A 17,062-nucleotide genomic window follows, 5' to 3' on the forward strand; every position below is an offset into this window, starting at 1 on the left:
AAGTGGGAGAAAGGGAAGCTCGTACGATAGCGAATTTCCGTGGGGAGCATATGACTCTTGTCAAATTACCCGGAGCGCTGACGAACGGGGCGCCAGGTGCCGGCCCATAAACGAAAAAACCCGCCGTGAGGCGGGTTCTTCCTTCAAGGGCCGATCAATTACTTGATCTTGGCTTCCTTGTAGATCACGTGCTTGCGAACGACCGGATCGAATTTCTTGATTTCGATCTTGTCGGGGGTGGTGCGCTTGTTCTTGTCGGTGGTGTAGAAGTGGCCGGTACCGGCGCTGGACACCAAACGGATCAGGTCACGCATGATTGCTCTCCTTAAACCTTTTCGCCGCGGGCGCGCAGCTCGGCCAGAACGACGTCGATGCCACGCTTATCGATAACGCGCATGCCCTTGGCGGAGACGCGCAGACGCACGAAGCGCTTCTCGGACTCGACCCAGAAGCGATGATGCTGCAGGTTCGGCAGGAAACGACGACGGGTTTTGTTGTTCGCGTGGGAAATGTTGTTCCCGGTTACCGGACCCTTACCGGTAACTTGACAGACTCTCGACATGCCTCAGCCCTCTAAAACCACATGCCCAACCCGGCATGGGTTGGCCGCTTGAATTCACTTGTCAGTTCGGCGCTCAGCGCCACGATTCATGGGGGTCTTACCGGTCACGCTGCGAGCGAAGATACCGGGCCCCTAGAAAAGAGCGCTGCTTTATATCAGAAAGGCCCCGGAGCAACAAGCGCGGATTGATTTTTCCGCCCGGCTGCGCTGGGCTTGCCGAGCCCCGCCGGCAAGCCCGTGGGGCGCCCGCTGCAACAGCCCCGCTCGTCGCCTCGCTACATATATATAGGCAGCGATCAGCCCGCTGCCCGCGCCTCGTCACGCAGCTGACGGCGCAGCAGCTTGCCCACCGCCGTCTTCGGCAGCTCGTCGCGGATCTCGATGGCGCTCGGCAGCTTGTAGCCGGTCAGGAACTGGCGGCAATGCTCGAGCAGGGCCTGATCATCGGTTGCCTCCCGCAGGCTGACAAAGACCTTCACCGCCTCGCCCTTGCGCGCATCAGGGATCCCCACCGCCACGCATTCGCGTACCGAAGGGTGCTGCATCAGCACATCCTCGATCTCGTTGGGGAACACGTTGAAGCCGGACACCAGGATCATGTCCTTCTTGCGATCGACGATCTTCACGAAACCCTCGGCATCCAGCAGCGCGATGTCACCGGTCTTGAGCCAGCCGTCCGCGGTGATCACCTTGGCCGTCTCCTCCGGTCGCTGCCAGTAGCCCTGCATCACCTGCGGGCCGCGCAACCAGAGCTCGCCCGGGCTTTCTGCCGGCACGTCATTGCCGTCGTCGTCCACGGTGCGCAGCTCGGTATCGATCAGTGCCTGGCCGATGTAACCCTCGCGATAGGGGCTCAGCGCGGTCCCGGTGGCCACCACCGGTGACGCCTCGGTGAGACCGAAGCCTTCGCGGATCGGCGCGCCGGTCAACACCTGCCAGCGGCGCCCGACCTCACTGTTGAGCGGCGCACCGCCGGAGGTCGCCCATTTGAGGTGCGAGAAATCGATGCTGCGAAATTGCGGGTGGTTCATCAGCCCGACGAACAGCGTGTTGATGCCGCTGAGCAGGCTGAATGGGTGACGCTGCATGGCGCCGATGGTTTCGTCCAGGTTGCGCCCGTCGCGAATGAACACGGTGTGCAGCCCCATGCCCACCGAGCTCAGGCAGTTCGTGGCGAAAGCCATGATGTGATACAGCGGCAACGGCGCGATGCGCACATCCTTCTCCGGCTCCAGCAGGCCCGGCTTGTCGAACAGCTCGATGGTCTGCAGCACGTTGGCCAGCAGGTTGCGGTGACTGAGCATCGCGCCCTTGGACACACCGGTGGTACCGCCGGTGTATTGCAGCAGCGCCAGCCGCTCGAGCCCGACCACGCAGTCCAGCGCCGGGCTCTGTTCACCCAGCCGCAGCGCCTGCATGAAGCGCTCTGTTGCCGGCTCCAGGCTGTCATAGACCGGCGCCTGCAGATCCTCGACGCTGGTGAGGATGATCCGTTCCAGTGCGGTGTCGGCCTGCACCGCCCGCACCAGCGGCAACAGCCGGTCGAGCACGAGAATCGCCCTGGCACCGGAGTCGCGGAACTGGTGGCGCGCTTCGGCGGCGGTGTATTGCGGATTGGTGTTAACGATCACCAGCCCCGCCTTGAGCGCGCCGAAGGTGGCGATGGGGTACTGCAACGAGTTGGGCAGCTGCAGCGCCAGGCGATCACCGGGTTGCAGCCCCGCATGATGGCGCAGGTACCGGGCGAAGGCGTCGGCCTGCCGGGCCAGGTCGGCGTAGCTGAGGCGGTCATCGCCACAGGAGAATGCCGTGCGGTGCGGGTGCTTCGCGCAGGCCAGGGTCAAGAGGTCATGGACGTTCTGATAGCCGCCACGGGCCAGTTCGGCGGCCACGTAGCCTTGCACGGGAGCGGACATCGACATTCTCCAAAATGAATTATTGTTTTACTGTGCGAAACTGGATGTCGAATTCGATATTAGACGATCGATTTTCTCCTCGCAATGATCGCCATTGGCCGCACTGCTCGCGGTCGGGCGATCTGCTATCGTTCGCCACCGCTGCCCACTAGCCAGAAAGACCGAAACCATGAGCGACGACATCGAAGACACCGGCACTCCCAAGGATCGCAAGTTCGTCGAGGCCCTGGCCCGCGGGCTGGACGTGTTGCGCGCCTTCACCCACGGCTCGGTGGTGATGGGCAACCAGGACATCGCACGCATCACCGGGCTGCCCAAGCCCACGGTGTCGCGCATGACCTATACCCTGACCAAGCTCGGCTACCTCAGCTACTCCCAGCAGCTGGAGAAATACCAGCTCGACTCCGGCGTGCTGGCGCTCGGCTACGCCTATGTGTCCAATCTGCGGGTGCGCCAGCTGGCCAAACCCTACATGGACGACTTCGCCCGCCGTACCAACACCACGGTGGGTCTGACCTGCCGCGACCGGCTGTCGATGATCTACGTGGAGAACTGCCGCCCGGCCGAGGTCACCACCCTGCGCATGGACGCTGGCGTGCGTCTGCCGCTGGCCACCACCGCAGCCGGCCGCGCCTTTCTCGCCGCCACCCCGGAAAAAGAGCGTGAGCACCTGATGGCGGCGCTGGCGGCCAAATATGGAGAGGGCTGGGTGGCGATCCGCGACTCCCTGCAGGCCTCGTTCGAGGAGTTCGCCCGGCACGGCTTCTGCCTGTCACTGGGTGACTGGGACCGCAACGTGATGGCCGCCGGCGTGCCGCTGCACCTGGCCGATGGCAGCATCATGGCGTTGACCTGCGGTGCCCCGTCGTTCCAGCTCAGCGAGGAGACCCTCAAGGGCTCGCTGGCGCATCAGCTGGAGATGCTGGCCCGCGATATCGAGAGCCTGGGCGTCTAGCCTGCCCGCCTGATTAGGCCCTGACGCTGACCCAGGCGATATCCGCCAGCAGCTCGCGGCAGTCGGCCAGCGAGGTGCGCGAACGTCCGGCCAGCCAGTTGCGCGCCATGTCGTGGCAGGGGCCGATCACCACTGCCAGGAAGCAGTCGCCGGGCATGCGGCGAAAGGCTCCGCTTTCGCGATGCCGACGCAGGATCGCTCCGACCCGTTCACCATGCACGCGGTTGACCTCGCGTAGCTGCTCGCCCATTTCCCCCGCCTCGACCCGCCCGCGGTTGTGCAGGACGAAACGCGCCCAGTCCGGATTCGCCACCACCCAGTCGATATAGCTGGTGACGAACAGCCGGACGCAGGCCTCGGCATCCAGCGTCTCGATCAGCCCGGCCTCGAGCAGCGCGGCGTACTCGCCAATGCCCTCCAGATACAGCGCGGCGATGATCCGCTCGCGATTGCCGAAGTGGTGATAGAGGCTGCCGATGCTGGCGCCGGAGCGATCACGAATCATCTCGATGGTCGTCGCCTCGACACCGAATTCAGTGAAACAAGCGAGCGCGGCCTGAAGGATTTCCTGCTTGCGGCTACTGCGGGCCATCCGGCCTCCCGTCTAACTAGAATATTTTTCTAGAATTATCTTCTACTGCTCGTATACTGCACCGACGTGGCAATCGCAACAGTGCGGAGAACAACAAGATGGCGACGATACAGGTTGAAGAACGCTTCATCGACAACGGCAACGGCCATGTCCTGTCCAGCTGCTGGTACCAGCCCGACCAGGAGCCAGCCGGCGTCGTGCTGATCGCCCCGGCAATGGGCGTACCGCAGCGCTTCTATACCGATTTCGCCAACTGGCTGGCCGACCGGGGCTACCTGGCGGTGACCTTCGATTACCTGGGCATGGGGCGCTCGCGTCGGATGCCGCTGCGGCAGCTGAACGTGGACATCCTCGACTGGGGCCGTCACGACTGCAGCGCCGTGCTCGCCGCGGCGGCCGAGGTCGCCGGCGGGTTGCCTCTGTACTGGATCGGACACAGCGTCGGTGCGCAGATCCTGCCACTGGTCGACGGCCACGAACGCCTGACCCGCATCGTCACCATCGCCGCCGGCAGCGGCTACTGGCGCGAGAACAGCCCGCAGATCCGCAACAAGGCCTGGCTGCTCTGGCATGGCCTGGCGCCCGTGCTGACCGCGGTGGCAGGCTACTTCCCAGGCGGTCGCATCGGCGCAGTCGGCGACCTGCCCGCCGGGGTGATTCGCCAGTGGCGGCGCTGGTGCCTGCACCCGCAATACCTGGTCGGTGTGGAGGGCGAGCCCGTGCGTCAGGCCTTCGCCGCAGTGCGGACTCCGCTGACCTCACTGTCCTTCAGCGACGACGAGATGATGTCGGCACGAAACACCGAATCCCTCCACGGGTTCTACAGCTCGGCGCCAAAGACCATGCAGCGCATCGCCCCGGCAGAAATCGGCGCCACACGCATCGGCCACTTCGGCTTCTTCCGCCGGCAATTCGCCGACAGCCTCTGGACGCGGCATCTTCTACCGGAACTGGTGGCAGACAAGCAGGGCGCTGTTGCGTAATAGACCACAGATACAGTTTCGCAGAGCGAAACATATCAAGCATATTTCGGAACATATGTGAGAGTTATTCCGCTTGCCGGATCGGCGATCTCCGACAAAAGTGAGGATGGGCTGCAGCCCCCCTCGCTAATCGGAGCTTGCCATGCACAACAACAATAACGGCTATCCCTCGAGCACCCGCGCCTGGATGACGGTCGCGATCCTGATGCTCGCCTACGTGCTGTCCTTCGTCGACCGGCAGATTCTCAACCTGCTGGTGGAGCCGATCCGCCGCGATCTGGATATCACCGACACCCACATGAGCCTGCTCATGGGCTTTTCCTTCGCAGTGTTCTACACCATCTGCGGCGTGCCCATCGGGCGCCTGGCCGACCGCAAGAGCCGCCGCGGCATCATCGCCATCGGCGTGCTGGTCTGGAGTCTGATGACCGCGCTGTGCGGCACGGCCAAGACCTTCTGGCACTTTCTCGTGTTCCGCATCGGCGTCGGGGTCGGCGAGGCGGCGCTCTCGCCCTCGGCCTACTCGCTGATCGCCGACAGCTTCCCGCCGAAGCTGCGCGGTACCGCGATGAGCGTTTACTCCATGGGCATCTACATCGGCTCGGGTCTGGCGTTCCTGCTCGGCGGGCTGGTGGTCAAGTTCGCCTCGGCACAGGGCGACGTCGAACTGCCGGTGCTCGGCATGGTGCGCCCGTGGCAGCTGATCTTTCTTGTGCTCGGCGCGGCCGGTGTGCTCTTCGCCGCCGTCCTGCTGCTGATTCGCGAGCCATCGCGCAAGGGCGTCGGCGCCGGCGTCGAGGTGCCGTTGAGCGAAGTGGCCGGCTACATTCGCCAGAACCGCCGTACCGTGCTCTGCCATAACTTCGGCTTCGCCTGCCTGGCCTTCGCCGCCTATGGCAGTTCGGCATGGATTCCGACCTTCTTTATCCGCACCTACGGCTGGTCGGCCAGCGACGTCGGCGTGCTCTACGGCTCGGTCGTCGCGGTGGCCGGCTCGATCGGCATCATCGCCGGCGGGCGACTGTCGGACCTGCTGCACCGGCGCGGTTATCGCGACGCGCCACTGCGCGTGGGCATCATCTCCGCCGCCCTGACCCTGCCGCTCAATCTCGCCTACCTGGCCGGCACCGGCGAACTGGCGCTGGCGCTGATCGCCCTGCATGTCTTCACCATCGCCATGCCCTTCGGCGTGGGCCCGGCGGCGATCCAGGAGATCATGCCCAACTCCATGCGCGGCCAGGCGTCGGCGGTATACCTGTTCGTCATCACCATGGTCGGCCTGGGCATCGGCCCGACCGCGGTGGCGCTGGGCACCGATTTCGTCTTCGGCGACGACAACGCCCTGCGCTATTCGCTGCTGATCGTCACCGGCATCGCCCTTGTCGGTGCGATGATCCTGCTCGGCATGGGGCTCAAGCACTACCGCGGCAGCCTGGATCGCTTGCAGGAATGGAAGCCGCAGAGCGCAGCTGCGCCAGCCCCAACGTGACAAATCGAAGCATGGCGACCTGTACTTTCATCATGCGCATCGGCCGCCAACGGTCAGGCCGTCATTGCCCAACAAGTCAGGTGTGGCGACAACTTCAGCCCGCCAAAGTGGTCGGCCCCGCGGAGCTGGGGGCCGACCTTCACGGCCCTACCAGGCGATTGAAACTACCGCTGCTCGAACTCGGCCTGCCGTTCTAGACGCTTTTTGAGTTTGTGATGCAGGCCATATTTGTGTGTAATTGCCGGCCATTTCAGGGATTGAAACGGCAGCCCCGTCGGCACAGCAACGGCCGTCGCGTCAGTCCTGAATGCCACCTGCCAGCCATTCAGATAAGGACTACCTCATGCGCTTCGCAAAAAAAACCAGCGTGCTGCTGCTCAGCACCGCCACCGTGTTCAGCGCCGGTTGCGCCAACATGGCCGAAAACGAGTGGGCGAGTAAAGAGAACATCGGCACCTTGGTCGGCACCGCTGCAGGCATTCTCATCGGCAGTCAGGTCGGGAACGGTAGCGGTCGCACCGCTGCGATGATCGCAGGCGCACTGGCCGGTGGTTACCTGGGCAAGACCATCGGCGCCAAGCTCGATGCGCGGGACCGCGAAGCGCTGGCCCTGCAGACTCAGCAGGCGCTGCAGCATGCTCAGGACGGGCAAGCCACTCAGTGGTCATCGAGCCATAGCGATGCCAAAGCCACCATTACCCCGGTCAAGACCGAAACCGTGCAACGCGAAGTTGCGGTCAAGCACACGCCCAAGGTGCAGCCGGTAGCGAACATGACGCTGATCAACCAGCCCTATCAGGCGGTCAAGTCAGCGAACGTGCGTAATGCACCCGACCTGAAAGCCGACAAGGTTGCCGGTCTGCCCGTCGGCACTACCTTTACTGCAATTGGTCGCACCGAAAATGACTGGATCATGGTGGGCCGCCGCGGCGTAACCATCGGCTACGTCTACGCGCCGCTGGTGGCACAGGTCAAAAAGCCCGCCCAGTCGACCCAGACCGCTGCAGCCGAAACGGCTACCGATCTCGACAGCCTTGATGTCGCTAGCGCAGCCTCCAAGGGAATCGACCTAGACGCCATCGACCTGGATGCTGTTCCGGTCGAGCAGACCATGACGGCACAGGCCACCTGCCGGACGATCAAGTACGACGTGACAGCCCAGGGCAGCAATGAGCAGCAGACTGCAAAAGCCTGTCAGGCGGCCGACGGTGCCTGGGAGCTGATCTGATGAACGTACGCCACATTTCCCTACTGGCCTTAAGCCTGGCCGTGGCGGCTTCGGCCCAGGCAGCCAGCCACCGACTGGCCTATTCGAAGGCGGAAAACGTCGAGGTCTTTGTCGACCATGCCGATGGCGAACCTTGGTGCAGCGACAACCTACAGCTGCGTTTCGCTTTTGCCGGCCCAGCAAACCAGGACTCCATCAACCGGTTGCTGCCAAAACTCGGCGGCCTGTTCGCTAGCCAGTGCTCGAGCGCTACGCAGCTGAGCTGGACCAGCGTAGACAGCGCTGGCAAGACGCAAGCCCGCGGCCACTCCAGCCAAGCCGCAGGCTGGCTGGCACAAGCGGCGAGTACTGCCCCCGTAGCCACGCAACCAGCCGCCGAGCAAGCCCCTGCGCCAACCGTCGCCCAAGCGCTTGCTGAAGCCCCCGCTGCCGCTTCACCTGCTGCGCGCGAGACCGCTCCGGCCACCGCAGAGCCGGAACCGGCCAAACCGACGCAAGCAGAAGCCGAAGCACCACAACCCCCAGCTACATCCCCAGCGCCGACAGCACCTGTGGCCGACGCCCAACCCGCTGAGCCGGCAGAAAAGCCAGCCCCAATAGAGCAGGCTGTGGCCCCCGCCCCGGTTATCACCAAAGAGTTCAGCGTCAACGGCTGGCAACCTCCGCTGGCCCGGGACGTTTTTGCCAAGGCCGACTTCATCACCGAGATCGCGGATCAGAGCGGCTGCCGCTTCCGCCTGGGGTTCAAGCCGGAGGACGACATAGCGAATATCTCCGCGACATCCAGCGGCGTGACATGCGGCCCGGACGGCTACGCGCAGGGCAACGGCTCGCTGACGCTCAACCGCCGCGATGGCGTGCGTCTGCATCAGTTCAAAGGCAGCTTCCTCGATGGCCTGGAAATCTACGGCGACGCGCCGCAGCTTCCGGTAGTGGGCATTGACCAACGCAAGAACCTGTTGCTGCTGTTGCATAGCGAACCTGCCAGCAAGGTGCATTACCTGCTGCGCATGGGCCATAGCTATGGCGGCCATTGGAATGGTGGCAACGTCACACTGATCGCTCTTACCGAAAACCGTGACCTTTTCCGCGACCTGGAAAGTATTCGCCGGACGATCGACCTCGCCACCGCACACCTCGACAAGAGCGCGCCCAAGATCAGGGCGATCCAGTTCTACGGCATGCGGGATTTGGAAAAAGGGCTGTACGAGGGCGATCGGGACTTCTGGCTCTACGACATATCGCTGTCCCGTCATTACCGCACGCAGAAGTGGGAATACGACCCGGCTCGCGCCGATAACCACCTGTTCGCATATGAGCGCAAGGAAGCTGAACTGCAGCGCCGCGCCGAGCTGGAGCGCGAGCGTGAAGCCCAGCGCCAGCGCGAGCTGCTGGCTCGTCAGGCAGAGCAACAGCTGCAGCTGTATCGCCAGTTACGCCGCGAAACTCGCAAACCCGAAGAACTTTACGGCCGCATCCTCAGCGATGCCAGCTATTCGCCGTTCAGTGGCGGCGGTTATGCCGCGATGATGCAAGGCCGCGCGCAACGCTACAGCCAGATCGTCCATATCGATGGCAAAACCGATGGTGGCTGGAAGATCGACTATCCGTACGCGGCCGTACTGGATACCAGAGACAGCGAGCAAGACGCCGACGAGGGCTGGTTCCTGGTCAAGGGCGAGGCGCGCCTGGATGCATCGCGCAAGGATGAGCAGAACCTGCCGCTGACGCTGATCAGCGCCAATACGCTGCAGGCCTGCAGCGAAAAGGGCTGCGCGGATCTGCGCGATCCGCTGAAACTCGCACGACATGAAATCGGTGACCCGGACTGGACGCCGGAAGAGGCGAAATCGCTGATACAACAAGCCTGGCCCGAACGTGCCGAGCTCCAAGGAGATGACGAATGAGCAAGCGCCTACCCCTGATCGCCGGCGCTGCCGTTGCCGTGCTGGTGGCCGGCTACTTCGGCCTGAGCGCCTACAGCAGCAGCCAGGCAGAAAAGCTGATCGAAGACTGGGTTTACGAGCACGAGCTTGAGGACACCCTGCGTTGGAAGTCGGTTTCGTCCAGCCCATTCGGCGGCCGCGTGACGATCTCCGAGCTCAAAGTGGAAGCCGGTGAACGCGAGCCAAGCCTGCAGGTGGCTGAAGTCATCATCAGCGACCGTTCCATAAACGACGAGCGGACCCGCTTGCGCTTGCGCTTCAACGGCGTCGAGGCCGACAGCCATGCCCTCGGCGGCCTGAGCAGCTTCGGCGCGATGGCCGGCGGCGGCTTCGGCCGAGGCATGGCTACCGCTCGCGGTTTCGAACCCGCCCTGATCAGCGGCCTGGCCGAACTCAAGCCCTACGACGTCGAGATCTACGTGGATATCGATGACGATGCCGGCACGCTGGAAACAGAGCTGGCGGTCGATCTGCCAGAGCTGTTCGATTCGCGTGTCAGCTACCGCCTGAGCAACCTGCGGGATTTGAATCGCAAGCTGCAGCGCCTGAGCGAGAGCTTCGGTGGCAATGGCCGGGAGCAGCGGGCATTCATGAGCGAGCTGGGCGAGTTGGTATCGAGCGTCGAGCGCGCCGAATTGCAAAGCGCCTTGTTCAGCGTCAAGGATCGCGGCATGGCCGAGCGCAGCATTGCGCTGTATCAGCGTTACAACACCCCCCTGAACCCCAGCGAAGGCAGCGCCGACAAACAACGCCAAGCGCATTACGAGAAGGTCGTTGAACGGACCGAGAAGGACTGCAACCGTGTATTCAAGGACCTGCCAAAGGGCATGAAAGACGGCTGCGAACTGCTCAGGAAGGCTCTGCTCGGCAAGGTCAGCGGCATGGAGTTGAAGGTCGAACCGAAAGAGCGCGTGCGCCTGTCAGATCTGGGCGACCTGCAGGATGGCCGCCGCAGCAAGCGCCTGCTGGACCGCCTGAACCCGCAACTCGACAGCATCTGATCGCCAGCTGATCGCGTCGCTAAAAAGGCCGGGCATTGCCCGGCCTTTTTCATATCTGGAACGAATGAGCCGCAGTCGGTGCGATCACCGCCTGGTAAAAGCTGCGTATGCCTTCGGCTGTTTGCATCGCAATCGCTCTTTTTATCCGCAGGGTGGATCGCGCCCCGAACCACCGCAACGCGCCACCGATTTATTTCGCATGGATGTTGAAGACGACGTCCGCCCTGTCGGGCTAGGGGCACCGACCCGGCCACGCGGATGTGAAGCCCACGCTCCACCCTCTGCACTCTCGAACCACACACAACCATCGGGCCATAAAAAACCCGCTCCTGAGAGCGGGTTTTTTCATGCTGCAGGCGGGGCGATCAGGCCACCTGCATCAGCTTCGCATAGGCCTTCAGGTGGTGGTCGTCGTCACCGAACTGGTGGGCGATCATCACCAGCCGCTTGGCGTGATGGGCAAGGTTGTATTCCCAGGTCATGCCGATGCCGCCGTGCAGCTGGATGGCTTCCTCGGCCACCTTGCGCGCCGCGCGGGCGCAGATGTATTTGGCGGCGGCGATGATACGGCTGCGCTCGTCGTTGTCTTCGCCATCGGCAAAGGTCGCGGCGAGGATCGCCATGCTGGTGGCCTGCTCCAGCTCGGTCTGCATGTCCACCATGCGGTGCTGCAGGACCTGGAACTTGCCGATCGGCACGCCGAACTGCTTGCGTGTCTTCAGGTAGTCGAGGGTCAGCTTGCAGGCTTCATCCATGCTGCCGAGGGCATCGGCGCACTGCGCGGCGATCGCGCGGCCCTGCTGGTAGCGCATCGCGGGCAAGGCATTGCCCAGCTTGCCAAGCAGCGCCTCGGCACCCACCTGCACGTTGTCGAGGAACAAGTCGCAGCCCTTGCGCCCGTCGATGGTCGGGTAGACGCGACGGCTGACGCCCTGGGCGTTCGGGTCGATGAGGAAAAGGCTGATGCCGGCCTCGTCGCGGCTGTCGCCGGACGTGCGCGCGGAAACGATGATCTGCCCGGCACTGTGCCCGCCGATGACCACGGCCTTGCGTCCGGAGAGCCGATAGCCGCCGTCGACCGCTTCGGCGCGGGTCTGTACATCGTTCAGGTTGTAGTGGCTCTGCGGCTCGTCGAACGCGACCGCCAGTTGCAGCGAACCGGCGGCGACCTGCGGCAGCAGGTCCTGCTTCTGCGCGTCGGAACCGAGCTGGTTGATCAGGCCACCCGCCAGGATCACCGATTGCAGATACGGCTCCAGCGTCAGGCCGCGGCCCAGCTCGGTCATGACCAGCATGGTTTCCACGCCGCTACCACCAAAGCCGCCGATCTCCTCGGAGAACGGCACCGCGGTCAGGCCCAGTTCGCCCAGCTGCGACCAGAATTCGGCGGAAAAGCCCAGCTCGGACTCGCTGAACTTCTCGCGCTGTTCGAACGGATAGGCGTCGCGCACCAGGCGCGCCGCGGTGTCTTGCAGCATCTGCTGCTCTTCGGTCAGTTTGAAGTCCATGGCGTTGTCCCCTTACAGCTCGAGAATCATCTTCGAGACGATGTTCTTCTGGATTTCGTTGGAGCCGCCGAAGATCGACAGCTTGCGCATGTTGAAGTAATCGCCGGCCAACGATGCGCTGTAGTCGGCGTGCAAGAGCTCGCCTTCGTAGTCCAGCTGCAGCTCCTCTTCGAGGAAGGGCAACGCGTAGGGGCCGATGACCTTGCGCAAGAGGTGAGTGATCGCCTGACGGATCTCGGTGCCCTTGATCTTGAGGATCGACGACTCGGCGCCGGGTACGCCGCCCTCCTTCGCCGCCGCGAGGATGCGCAGGGTGCTCATCTCGATGGCCATCAGCTGCATCTCGACCTCGGCGACCTGAGCGCGGAACAGCGGGTCTTCGAGCATCGGCTTGCCGTCGCAGACTTCCTTCATGGCGATGCGCTTGAGATGTGCCAGCACCGCCTTGGACGAGCCGATGCCGGCCAGGCCCGTGCGCTCGTGGGTCAGCAGGTACTTGGCGCAGGTCCAGCCCAGGTTTTCCTCACCGACAAGGTTTTCCACCGGCACGCGGACATTGTCGAAGAAGACTTCGTTGACCTCGTGGTCGCCGTCCAGGGTGATGATCGGCCGCACGCTGATGCCCGGGCTCTTCATGTCGATCAGCAGGAAGCTGATGCCACGCTGCTGCTGGGCCTCGGGGTCGGTGCGCACCAGGCAGAAGATCATGTTGGCGTGCTGACCAAGGGTGGTCCAGGTCTTCTGGCCGTTGACCACGTAGTGGTCGCCGTCACGCACGGCGCGGGTCTTGAGGCTGGCCAGGTCGGAACCGGCACCGGGCTCGGAATAGCCCTGGCACCACCAGTCCTCACCGGAGAGGATGCGCGGCAGGTAATGGTCGATCTGCTGCTGGGTGCCGAACTTGATGATCACCGGAGCGACCATGTTGACGCCGAAGGGCACGGTACGCGGTGCGCCGAAGGCGGAGCACTCCTCGTCGAAGATGTGCTTTTCCACCGGGCCCCAGGTGGTGCCGCCCAGCTCCACCGGCCAGCCCGGCGCGTACCAGCCGCGCTTGACCAGGATCTGCTGCCAGCGCTGGTGATCGTCCTTGGACATGTGCTTGCCGAGCTTGACCTTGGCGGCGATGTCCGCCGGCAGCTCGCTTTTCAGAAAGGCGCGTACTTCATCGCGGAAGGCGAGCTCTTCGGCCGTGTAGTTGACGTTCATGGGAAGGTCCTCATGGTGCGTTCGGAATGCAGGCGGGTCGCGTTCATTGCCCGGCCTGCCATTCGGTGAAGGTGCGGCCTTCGGCGGCCAGTTTTTCCAGCAGTGGCGCCGGCTTCCACCAGTCGCCGCAACGCGCGTGCAGTTCTTTTACTCGCGCCAGCACCTTGTCCAGGCCGACGCTGTCGGCGTAGTACATCGGCCCGCCGCGGAAGGCCGGGAAGCCGTAGCCGTTGAGGTAGATGACGTCGATGTCGCTGGAGCGCTGGGCAACGCCTTCCTCAAGAATCTTCGCGCCCTCGTTGACCAGCGCGAAGATGCAGCGCTCGACGATGTACTGCTCGTCCAGCGCCTGCCGCTTGATGCCCTTTTCCCGCGACGCGGCTTCCAGCATGGGCGCGAGGTCGGGATTCTCCTGCGGGGTGCGGTTGCCGGGTTCGTAGCGGTAGTAGCCGGCACCGGTCTTCTGCCCGAGCATGCCGGCGGCGCAGAGCTTGTCCGAGACGGTGGGGAAATCCAGGTGCGCCGGCAGCGTCGCGCGCTGGCGCTTGCGGATCGCCTGGCCGATGTCGAGACCGGACAGATCGCGCATGGCGAACGGTCCCATGGCCATGCCGAAATTGCGCAGGGCAGCGTCGACCTGTTGTGGCGTGGCGCCTTCCTCCAGCAGGAACTCCGCCTCGCGGCCGTACTGGAAGACCATGCGGTTGCCGACGAAGCCGTCGCAGACGCCGACCACCACCGAGACCTTCTTCAGCTGCTTGCCGATCGCCATGGCGGTGGCGAGCACTTCATCGCTGGTCCGCTCACCGCGCACCACTTCCAGCAGGCGCATGACATTGGCCGGGCTGAAGAAGTGCAGGCCGACCACGTCCTCGGGGCGCCTGGTGAAGGCGGCGATGGCGTTCAAATCGAGTGACGAGGTGTTGGAGGCGAGAATCGCACCGGGTTTGCACACCGCATCCAGCTGATCGAACACCTGCTGCTTGACGCCCATCTCTTCGAACACGGCCTCGACCACCACGTCGGCATCAGCCAGGGCGCCGTAGTCGGTGACGCCAGCGATCAGCGCGAGGCGCTGCTCCATCGCATCCTCGGTCAGGCTGCCGCGCTTGACGCTCGCCGCGTAGGTTTCGCGGGCACGCTGCAGGCCGCGTTGCAACGCCTCGTCATTGATTTCCAGCAGCTTCACCGGCACCCCGGCGTTGGCGAAGCTCAAGGCGATGCCGACGCCCATGGTGCCGCCGCCGATCACCGCGGCGGTCCTGATCGGGCGGGGGGTGACGTCGGATGGTAGGTCGTCGATCTTGCCGGCCTGACGCTCGGCGAAGAACGAATGGATCAGCGCGCCGCGCTGCGGTGAATTCAGGCACTCGGTGAACAACTCGCGCTCGCGCTTGAGGCCTTCGGCCAGCGGCAGCCTGGTGGCGGCTTCCACCGCGGCAATGCAGCGCAGCGGCGAGAACAGCCCCGGCATGCGCTTGGCCACCTCGGCGTGCTTGGCGCGAATCAGCGCCTCGTTGTCGACGCCTTCCAGACCGCGGGTCTGCTCGCCACTGCGGCGCGGACCGCGGCCCTCCTCGACAAGGCGACGCGCATAGGTCAGACCGGCCTCGATCAGATCGCCTTCGAACAGCTCGTCGACGATATGGTGCTCCAGCGCCTCCGCCGCACCGATGGGCTGGCCGCTGACGATCATCTCCAGCGCCTTCTCGACACCGGCCAGCCGCGGCAAGCGCTGGGTACCGCCGGCGCCGGGCAGCAGGCCCAGCTTCACCTCCGGCAGGCCGACCTTGGCGTCCGACCGGGCGATACGGTAATGGCAGCCCAGCGCGACCTCCAGCCCACCACCCAGGGCGGTGCCGTGGATCACCGCGACGCTCGGCTTGCGGCAGCCCTCGATCACCTCGATCACCTCCGGCAGGCTCGGTGCCTGCGGCGGTTTGCCGAACTCCTTGATATCGGCGCCGGCCATGAAGGTCGGGCCTTCGCAGACCAGCACCACGGCCGTCACCTCGGGCGCCTCGTCAGCCTCTTGAAAGGCATCCAACAGGCCTTTTCGTACGGCATGGCCAAGGGCGTTGACCGGCGGGTTATTGACCAGGATCAGAGCGATATCGCCCCGGCGTTCGAGCCGAATGACATCCGTCATGCAGGCCTCCCTTTCTGTGAATGCTGATTGGAATTGTTATTTCACGGAACCATGTTTCGCACTGCAGAATAAATGACTCATTTCCACGTGTCGATAGCACCACACGGCCAGGGCGTTCGCGCGAAAAGAAGGCGCAGCACCGCGCCACGCAAGGGCTGGCGGGCAACCTCGAGGCGACCGGTGGCCGCTATCAATGCAGGGAATATCGGACCAGAAGCCGGCTAGCCGCCGACAGCGTGGCGAGGGGCGCGGGCCAGAAGATCGGGGTCGATGCGCAGCAAACGTACCGTACGTTCGCTGGCCAGCGAGGCAGGTTCGGCGCCCTCGGGCAGCTCGACCAGCAACCGCGTGACATTGAGCACCAGCGCTTCGCGGCGCAGCACACCAGCCCCCAGGGCGTAGTAGGCGCTGATCACCTGACGCAGCTCCAAGGGCAGCGCCCACTGCGCCCGCAGCGCCGAGCCGAAGCCGGCTGCACGCTCACGCAGGCAGCGCTGCAGCTGCGCCTCATCCAGCGCGCCGCCGCTGTCGAGCCATTCTTGCAGGCTGCGCAGGAGCGCCAGCTCGCCGATGTTCTGCAGCAACCCGGCGCTGAAACAGAGCTCGACATCCAACTTCAGCTGGCGTGCCAACCAGCTCGCCAGACGCGCCGTGCGCAGGGCCTGGGCGCTGAGCTGCGCCGCCAGCTCGGCGAGACGCGGCTCGACCAGCCGGGCGTTGTGCTGCAGAGCCAGCTCGGTCACCAGTTGCAGACTGCGCGCCAAGCCCAGCTGCCGTTGCGCCTGCGCCAGGCTCAGACAGGACTTCGGCGGCTGTGTTGCGCTGCTGGCGACGCTGATCAGCCGCGCCGTCACCTGCGGATCGCGAGCCAGCAGCTCCTCGAGCTGGGCATAGTCCTGATCGCCGCCCTGCAGGCGTTGCAGTGCACTCAGCACGGTCTCCAGCAGCGGCGCGCCGCGATTGTGCGGACGCATGCGTTCGAGAAAGCTGTCGAGGTCATCGACCACGGCGCGGCGCGGCGCGCCGGCGTGACCCGCCGAACGCGGCAGCAGCTTGTCCAGGCGCTCGCGCAGGTCAGCCAGATCGTAGGGTTTGCCGAGATAGGCGGCCGGTGCGAGCGGCAGCACGGTGCGCACGCTGGCGGTATCGGTACGGGCACTGATCAGCACGCAGGGCAGGCGCTGGGTCGGACCATGGCGACGCAGCTCGCGCAGGAGCTGCCGACCATCAAGCCCGTCCAGTTCGCCATCGACGATCAGCAGGCTGGGCACCTGGCGCTGGCACGCCGCCAGGGCAGCATGGCCATCGGCTGCCGGTTGCACGCGCATGCCGGGACGTAGCTCGCGTACCAGCTGACAAAGCTGGTCCGCCCGCCACGGTTCGTTGTAGGCGACCAGTACGAAGGAGACTTGGGCCGAGACGCTCACTGCATTACTCGCTGAACAGGTCACTACAGCCTGGCCAGATGGCCAGGGCGACGACTGCTCCGCAAGAAATGGGCACGCCGCTGGGGGCGCGATTCTG

At 64.4% G+C, this 17,062-nt stretch carries 14 protein-coding genes; 6 read left to right on the forward strand and 8 right to left on the reverse strand.

Going from position 1 to position 17,062, the window contains the following annotated elements; genetic code table 11:
* Positions 1 to 158 precede the first annotated feature (158 nt).
* The 3 genes from rpmG to P5703_RS21520 form a co-directional block, all read right to left on the reverse strand.
* Positions 159 to 314 (reverse strand): 50S ribosomal protein L33, encoded by a 156-nt coding sequence (rpmG, locus tag P5703_RS21510; RefSeq protein ID WP_003284185.1) that lies wholly within the window; start codon positions 312 to 314, stop codon positions 159 to 161.
* Positions 315 to 325: 11 nt separating this feature from the next.
* Positions 326 to 562: a 50S ribosomal protein L28 gene (gene rpmB, locus P5703_RS21515; protein WP_003242523.1), complete on the reverse strand. Its 237-nt coding sequence runs from the start codon at positions 560 to 562 to the stop codon at positions 326 to 328.
* A 296-nt stretch (positions 563 to 858) separates the two neighbouring features.
* Positions 859 to 2,478, reverse strand: coding sequence for an AMP-binding protein (locus tag P5703_RS21520; RefSeq protein WP_011911355.1), 1,620 nt, complete (start codon positions 2,476 to 2,478; stop codon positions 859 to 861).
* Between the two features lie 169 nt (positions 2,479 to 2,647).
* Here P5703_RS21520 and P5703_RS21525 point away from each other — a divergent pair, with 169 nt between their 5' ends.
* On the forward strand, positions 2,648 to 3,433 hold the full coding sequence (locus P5703_RS21525) for an IclR family transcriptional regulator (protein WP_014595394.1): 786 nt from the start codon (positions 2,648 to 2,650) through the stop codon (positions 3,431 to 3,433).
* A 13-nt stretch (positions 3,434 to 3,446) separates the two neighbouring features.
* On the opposite strand, the gene P5703_RS21530 is transcribed toward P5703_RS21525, so the two are convergent.
* The gene (locus tag P5703_RS21530; RefSeq protein ID WP_011911353.1) at positions 3,447 to 4,025 is read right to left on the reverse strand and encodes a TetR/AcrR family transcriptional regulator; all 579 of its coding nucleotides are present in this window, start codon (positions 4,023 to 4,025) and stop codon (positions 3,447 to 3,449) included.
* Positions 4,026 to 4,123: 98 nt separating this feature from the next.
* Here P5703_RS21530 and P5703_RS21535 point away from each other — a divergent pair, with 98 nt between their 5' ends.
* The 5 genes from P5703_RS21535 to P5703_RS21555 all read left to right on the forward strand — a co-directional run bounded on the left by P5703_RS21535 (position 4,124) and on the right by P5703_RS21555 (position 10,672).
* On the forward strand, positions 4,124 to 5,008 hold the full coding sequence (locus P5703_RS21535; protein ID WP_019407376.1) for an alpha/beta hydrolase family protein: 885 nt from the start codon (positions 4,124 to 4,126) through the stop codon (positions 5,006 to 5,008).
* A gap of 142 nt (positions 5,009 to 5,150) precedes the next feature.
* Positions 5,151 to 6,497, forward strand: a complete 1,347-nt coding sequence (locus P5703_RS21540) for a spinster family MFS transporter (RefSeq protein WP_053527746.1) — start codon at positions 5,151 to 5,153, stop codon at positions 6,495 to 6,497.
* Between the two features lie 343 nt (positions 6,498 to 6,840).
* A complete protein-coding gene (locus P5703_RS21545) occupies positions 6,841 to 7,725 on the forward strand; it encodes an SH3 domain-containing protein (RefSeq protein ID WP_014595390.1) in 885 nt (294 codons plus the stop codon).
* Positions 7,726 to 8,333: 608 nt separating this feature from the next.
* A complete protein-coding gene (locus tag P5703_RS21550; protein ID WP_052301441.1) occupies positions 8,334 to 9,632 on the forward strand; it encodes a hypothetical protein in 1,299 nt (432 codons plus the stop codon).
* Positions 9,629 to 10,672, forward strand: coding sequence for a hypothetical protein (locus P5703_RS21555; RefSeq protein ID WP_014595388.1), 1,044 nt, complete (start codon positions 9,629 to 9,631; stop codon positions 10,670 to 10,672). Before P5703_RS21550 ends, P5703_RS21555 begins: the two co-directional genes overlap by 4 nt.
* 365 nt (positions 10,673 to 11,037) lie before the next feature.
* Here the strand turns inward: P5703_RS21555 and P5703_RS21560 are convergent, their stop codons facing one another.
* From P5703_RS21560 to P5703_RS21575, 4 genes are all read right to left on the reverse strand, one after another.
* Entirely contained in the window at positions 11,038 to 12,180 is a 1,143-nt protein-coding gene (locus P5703_RS21560; RefSeq protein ID WP_111481802.1) for an acyl-CoA dehydrogenase family protein, read from the reverse strand.
* 12 nt (positions 12,181 to 12,192) lie between these two features.
* The gene (locus P5703_RS21565) at positions 12,193 to 13,389 is read right to left on the reverse strand and encodes an acyl-CoA dehydrogenase family protein (RefSeq protein ID WP_285589701.1); all 1,197 of its coding nucleotides are present in this window, start codon (positions 13,387 to 13,389) and stop codon (positions 12,193 to 12,195) included.
* Positions 13,390 to 13,432: 43 nt separating this feature from the next.
* Positions 13,433 to 15,538: a 3-hydroxyacyl-CoA dehydrogenase NAD-binding domain-containing protein gene (locus tag P5703_RS21570; RefSeq protein ID WP_285589704.1), complete on the reverse strand. Its 2,106-nt coding sequence runs from the start codon at positions 15,536 to 15,538 to the stop codon at positions 13,433 to 13,435.
* A 221-nt stretch (positions 15,539 to 15,759) separates the two neighbouring features.
* Positions 15,760 to 16,965: an HDOD domain-containing protein gene (locus tag P5703_RS21575; RefSeq protein ID WP_017245865.1), complete on the reverse strand. Its 1,206-nt coding sequence runs from the start codon at positions 16,963 to 16,965 to the stop codon at positions 15,760 to 15,762.
* Positions 16,966 to 17,062 lie beyond the last annotated feature (97 nt).

Source organism: Stutzerimonas sp. FeSN7, assembly GCF_030263795.1.
Classification (GTDB): Bacteria; Pseudomonadota; Gammaproteobacteria; order Pseudomonadales; family Pseudomonadaceae; genus Stutzerimonas; species Stutzerimonas stutzeri.

Bases quoted from the DNA above. Each gene is read 5' to 3' on its own strand.
- P5703_RS21555 (WP_014595388.1), top strand. From the start codon at position 9,629: ATGAGCAAGCGCCTACCCCTGATCGCCGGCGCTGCCGTTGCCGTGCTG.
- P5703_RS21540 (WP_053527746.1), top strand. From the start codon at position 5,151: ATGCACAACAACAATAACGGCTATCCCTCGAGCACCCGCGCCTGGATG.
- rpmB (WP_003242523.1), bottom strand. From the start codon at position 562: ATGTCGAGAGTCTGTCAAGTTACCGGTAAGGGTCCGGTAACCGGGAAC.
- P5703_RS21545 (WP_014595390.1), top strand. From the start codon at position 6,841: ATGCGCTTCGCAAAAAAAACCAGCGTGCTGCTGCTCAGCACCGCCACC.
- P5703_RS21570 (WP_285589704.1), bottom strand. From the start codon at position 15,538: ATGACGGATGTCATTCGGCTCGAACGCCGGGGCGATATCGCTCTGATC.
- P5703_RS21520 (WP_011911355.1), bottom strand. From the start codon at position 2,478: ATGTCCGCTCCCGTGCAAGGCTACGTGGCCGCCGAACTGGCCCGTGGC.
- P5703_RS21525 (WP_014595394.1), top strand. From the start codon at position 2,648: ATGAGCGACGACATCGAAGACACCGGCACTCCCAAGGATCGCAAGTTC.
- P5703_RS21560 (WP_111481802.1), bottom strand. From the start codon at position 12,180: ATGGACTTCAAACTGACCGAAGAGCAGCAGATGCTGCAAGACACCGCG.
- rpmG (WP_003284185.1), bottom strand. From the start codon at position 314: ATGCGTGACCTGATCCGTTTGGTGTCCAGCGCCGGTACCGGCCACTTC.
- P5703_RS21565 (WP_285589701.1), bottom strand. From the start codon at position 13,389: ATGAACGTCAACTACACGGCCGAAGAGCTCGCCTTCCGCGATGAAGTA.
- P5703_RS21535 (WP_019407376.1), top strand. From the start codon at position 4,124: ATGGCGACGATACAGGTTGAAGAACGCTTCATCGACAACGGCAACGGC.
- P5703_RS21530 (WP_011911353.1), bottom strand. From the start codon at position 4,025: ATGGCCCGCAGTAGCCGCAAGCAGGAAATCCTTCAGGCCGCGCTCGCT.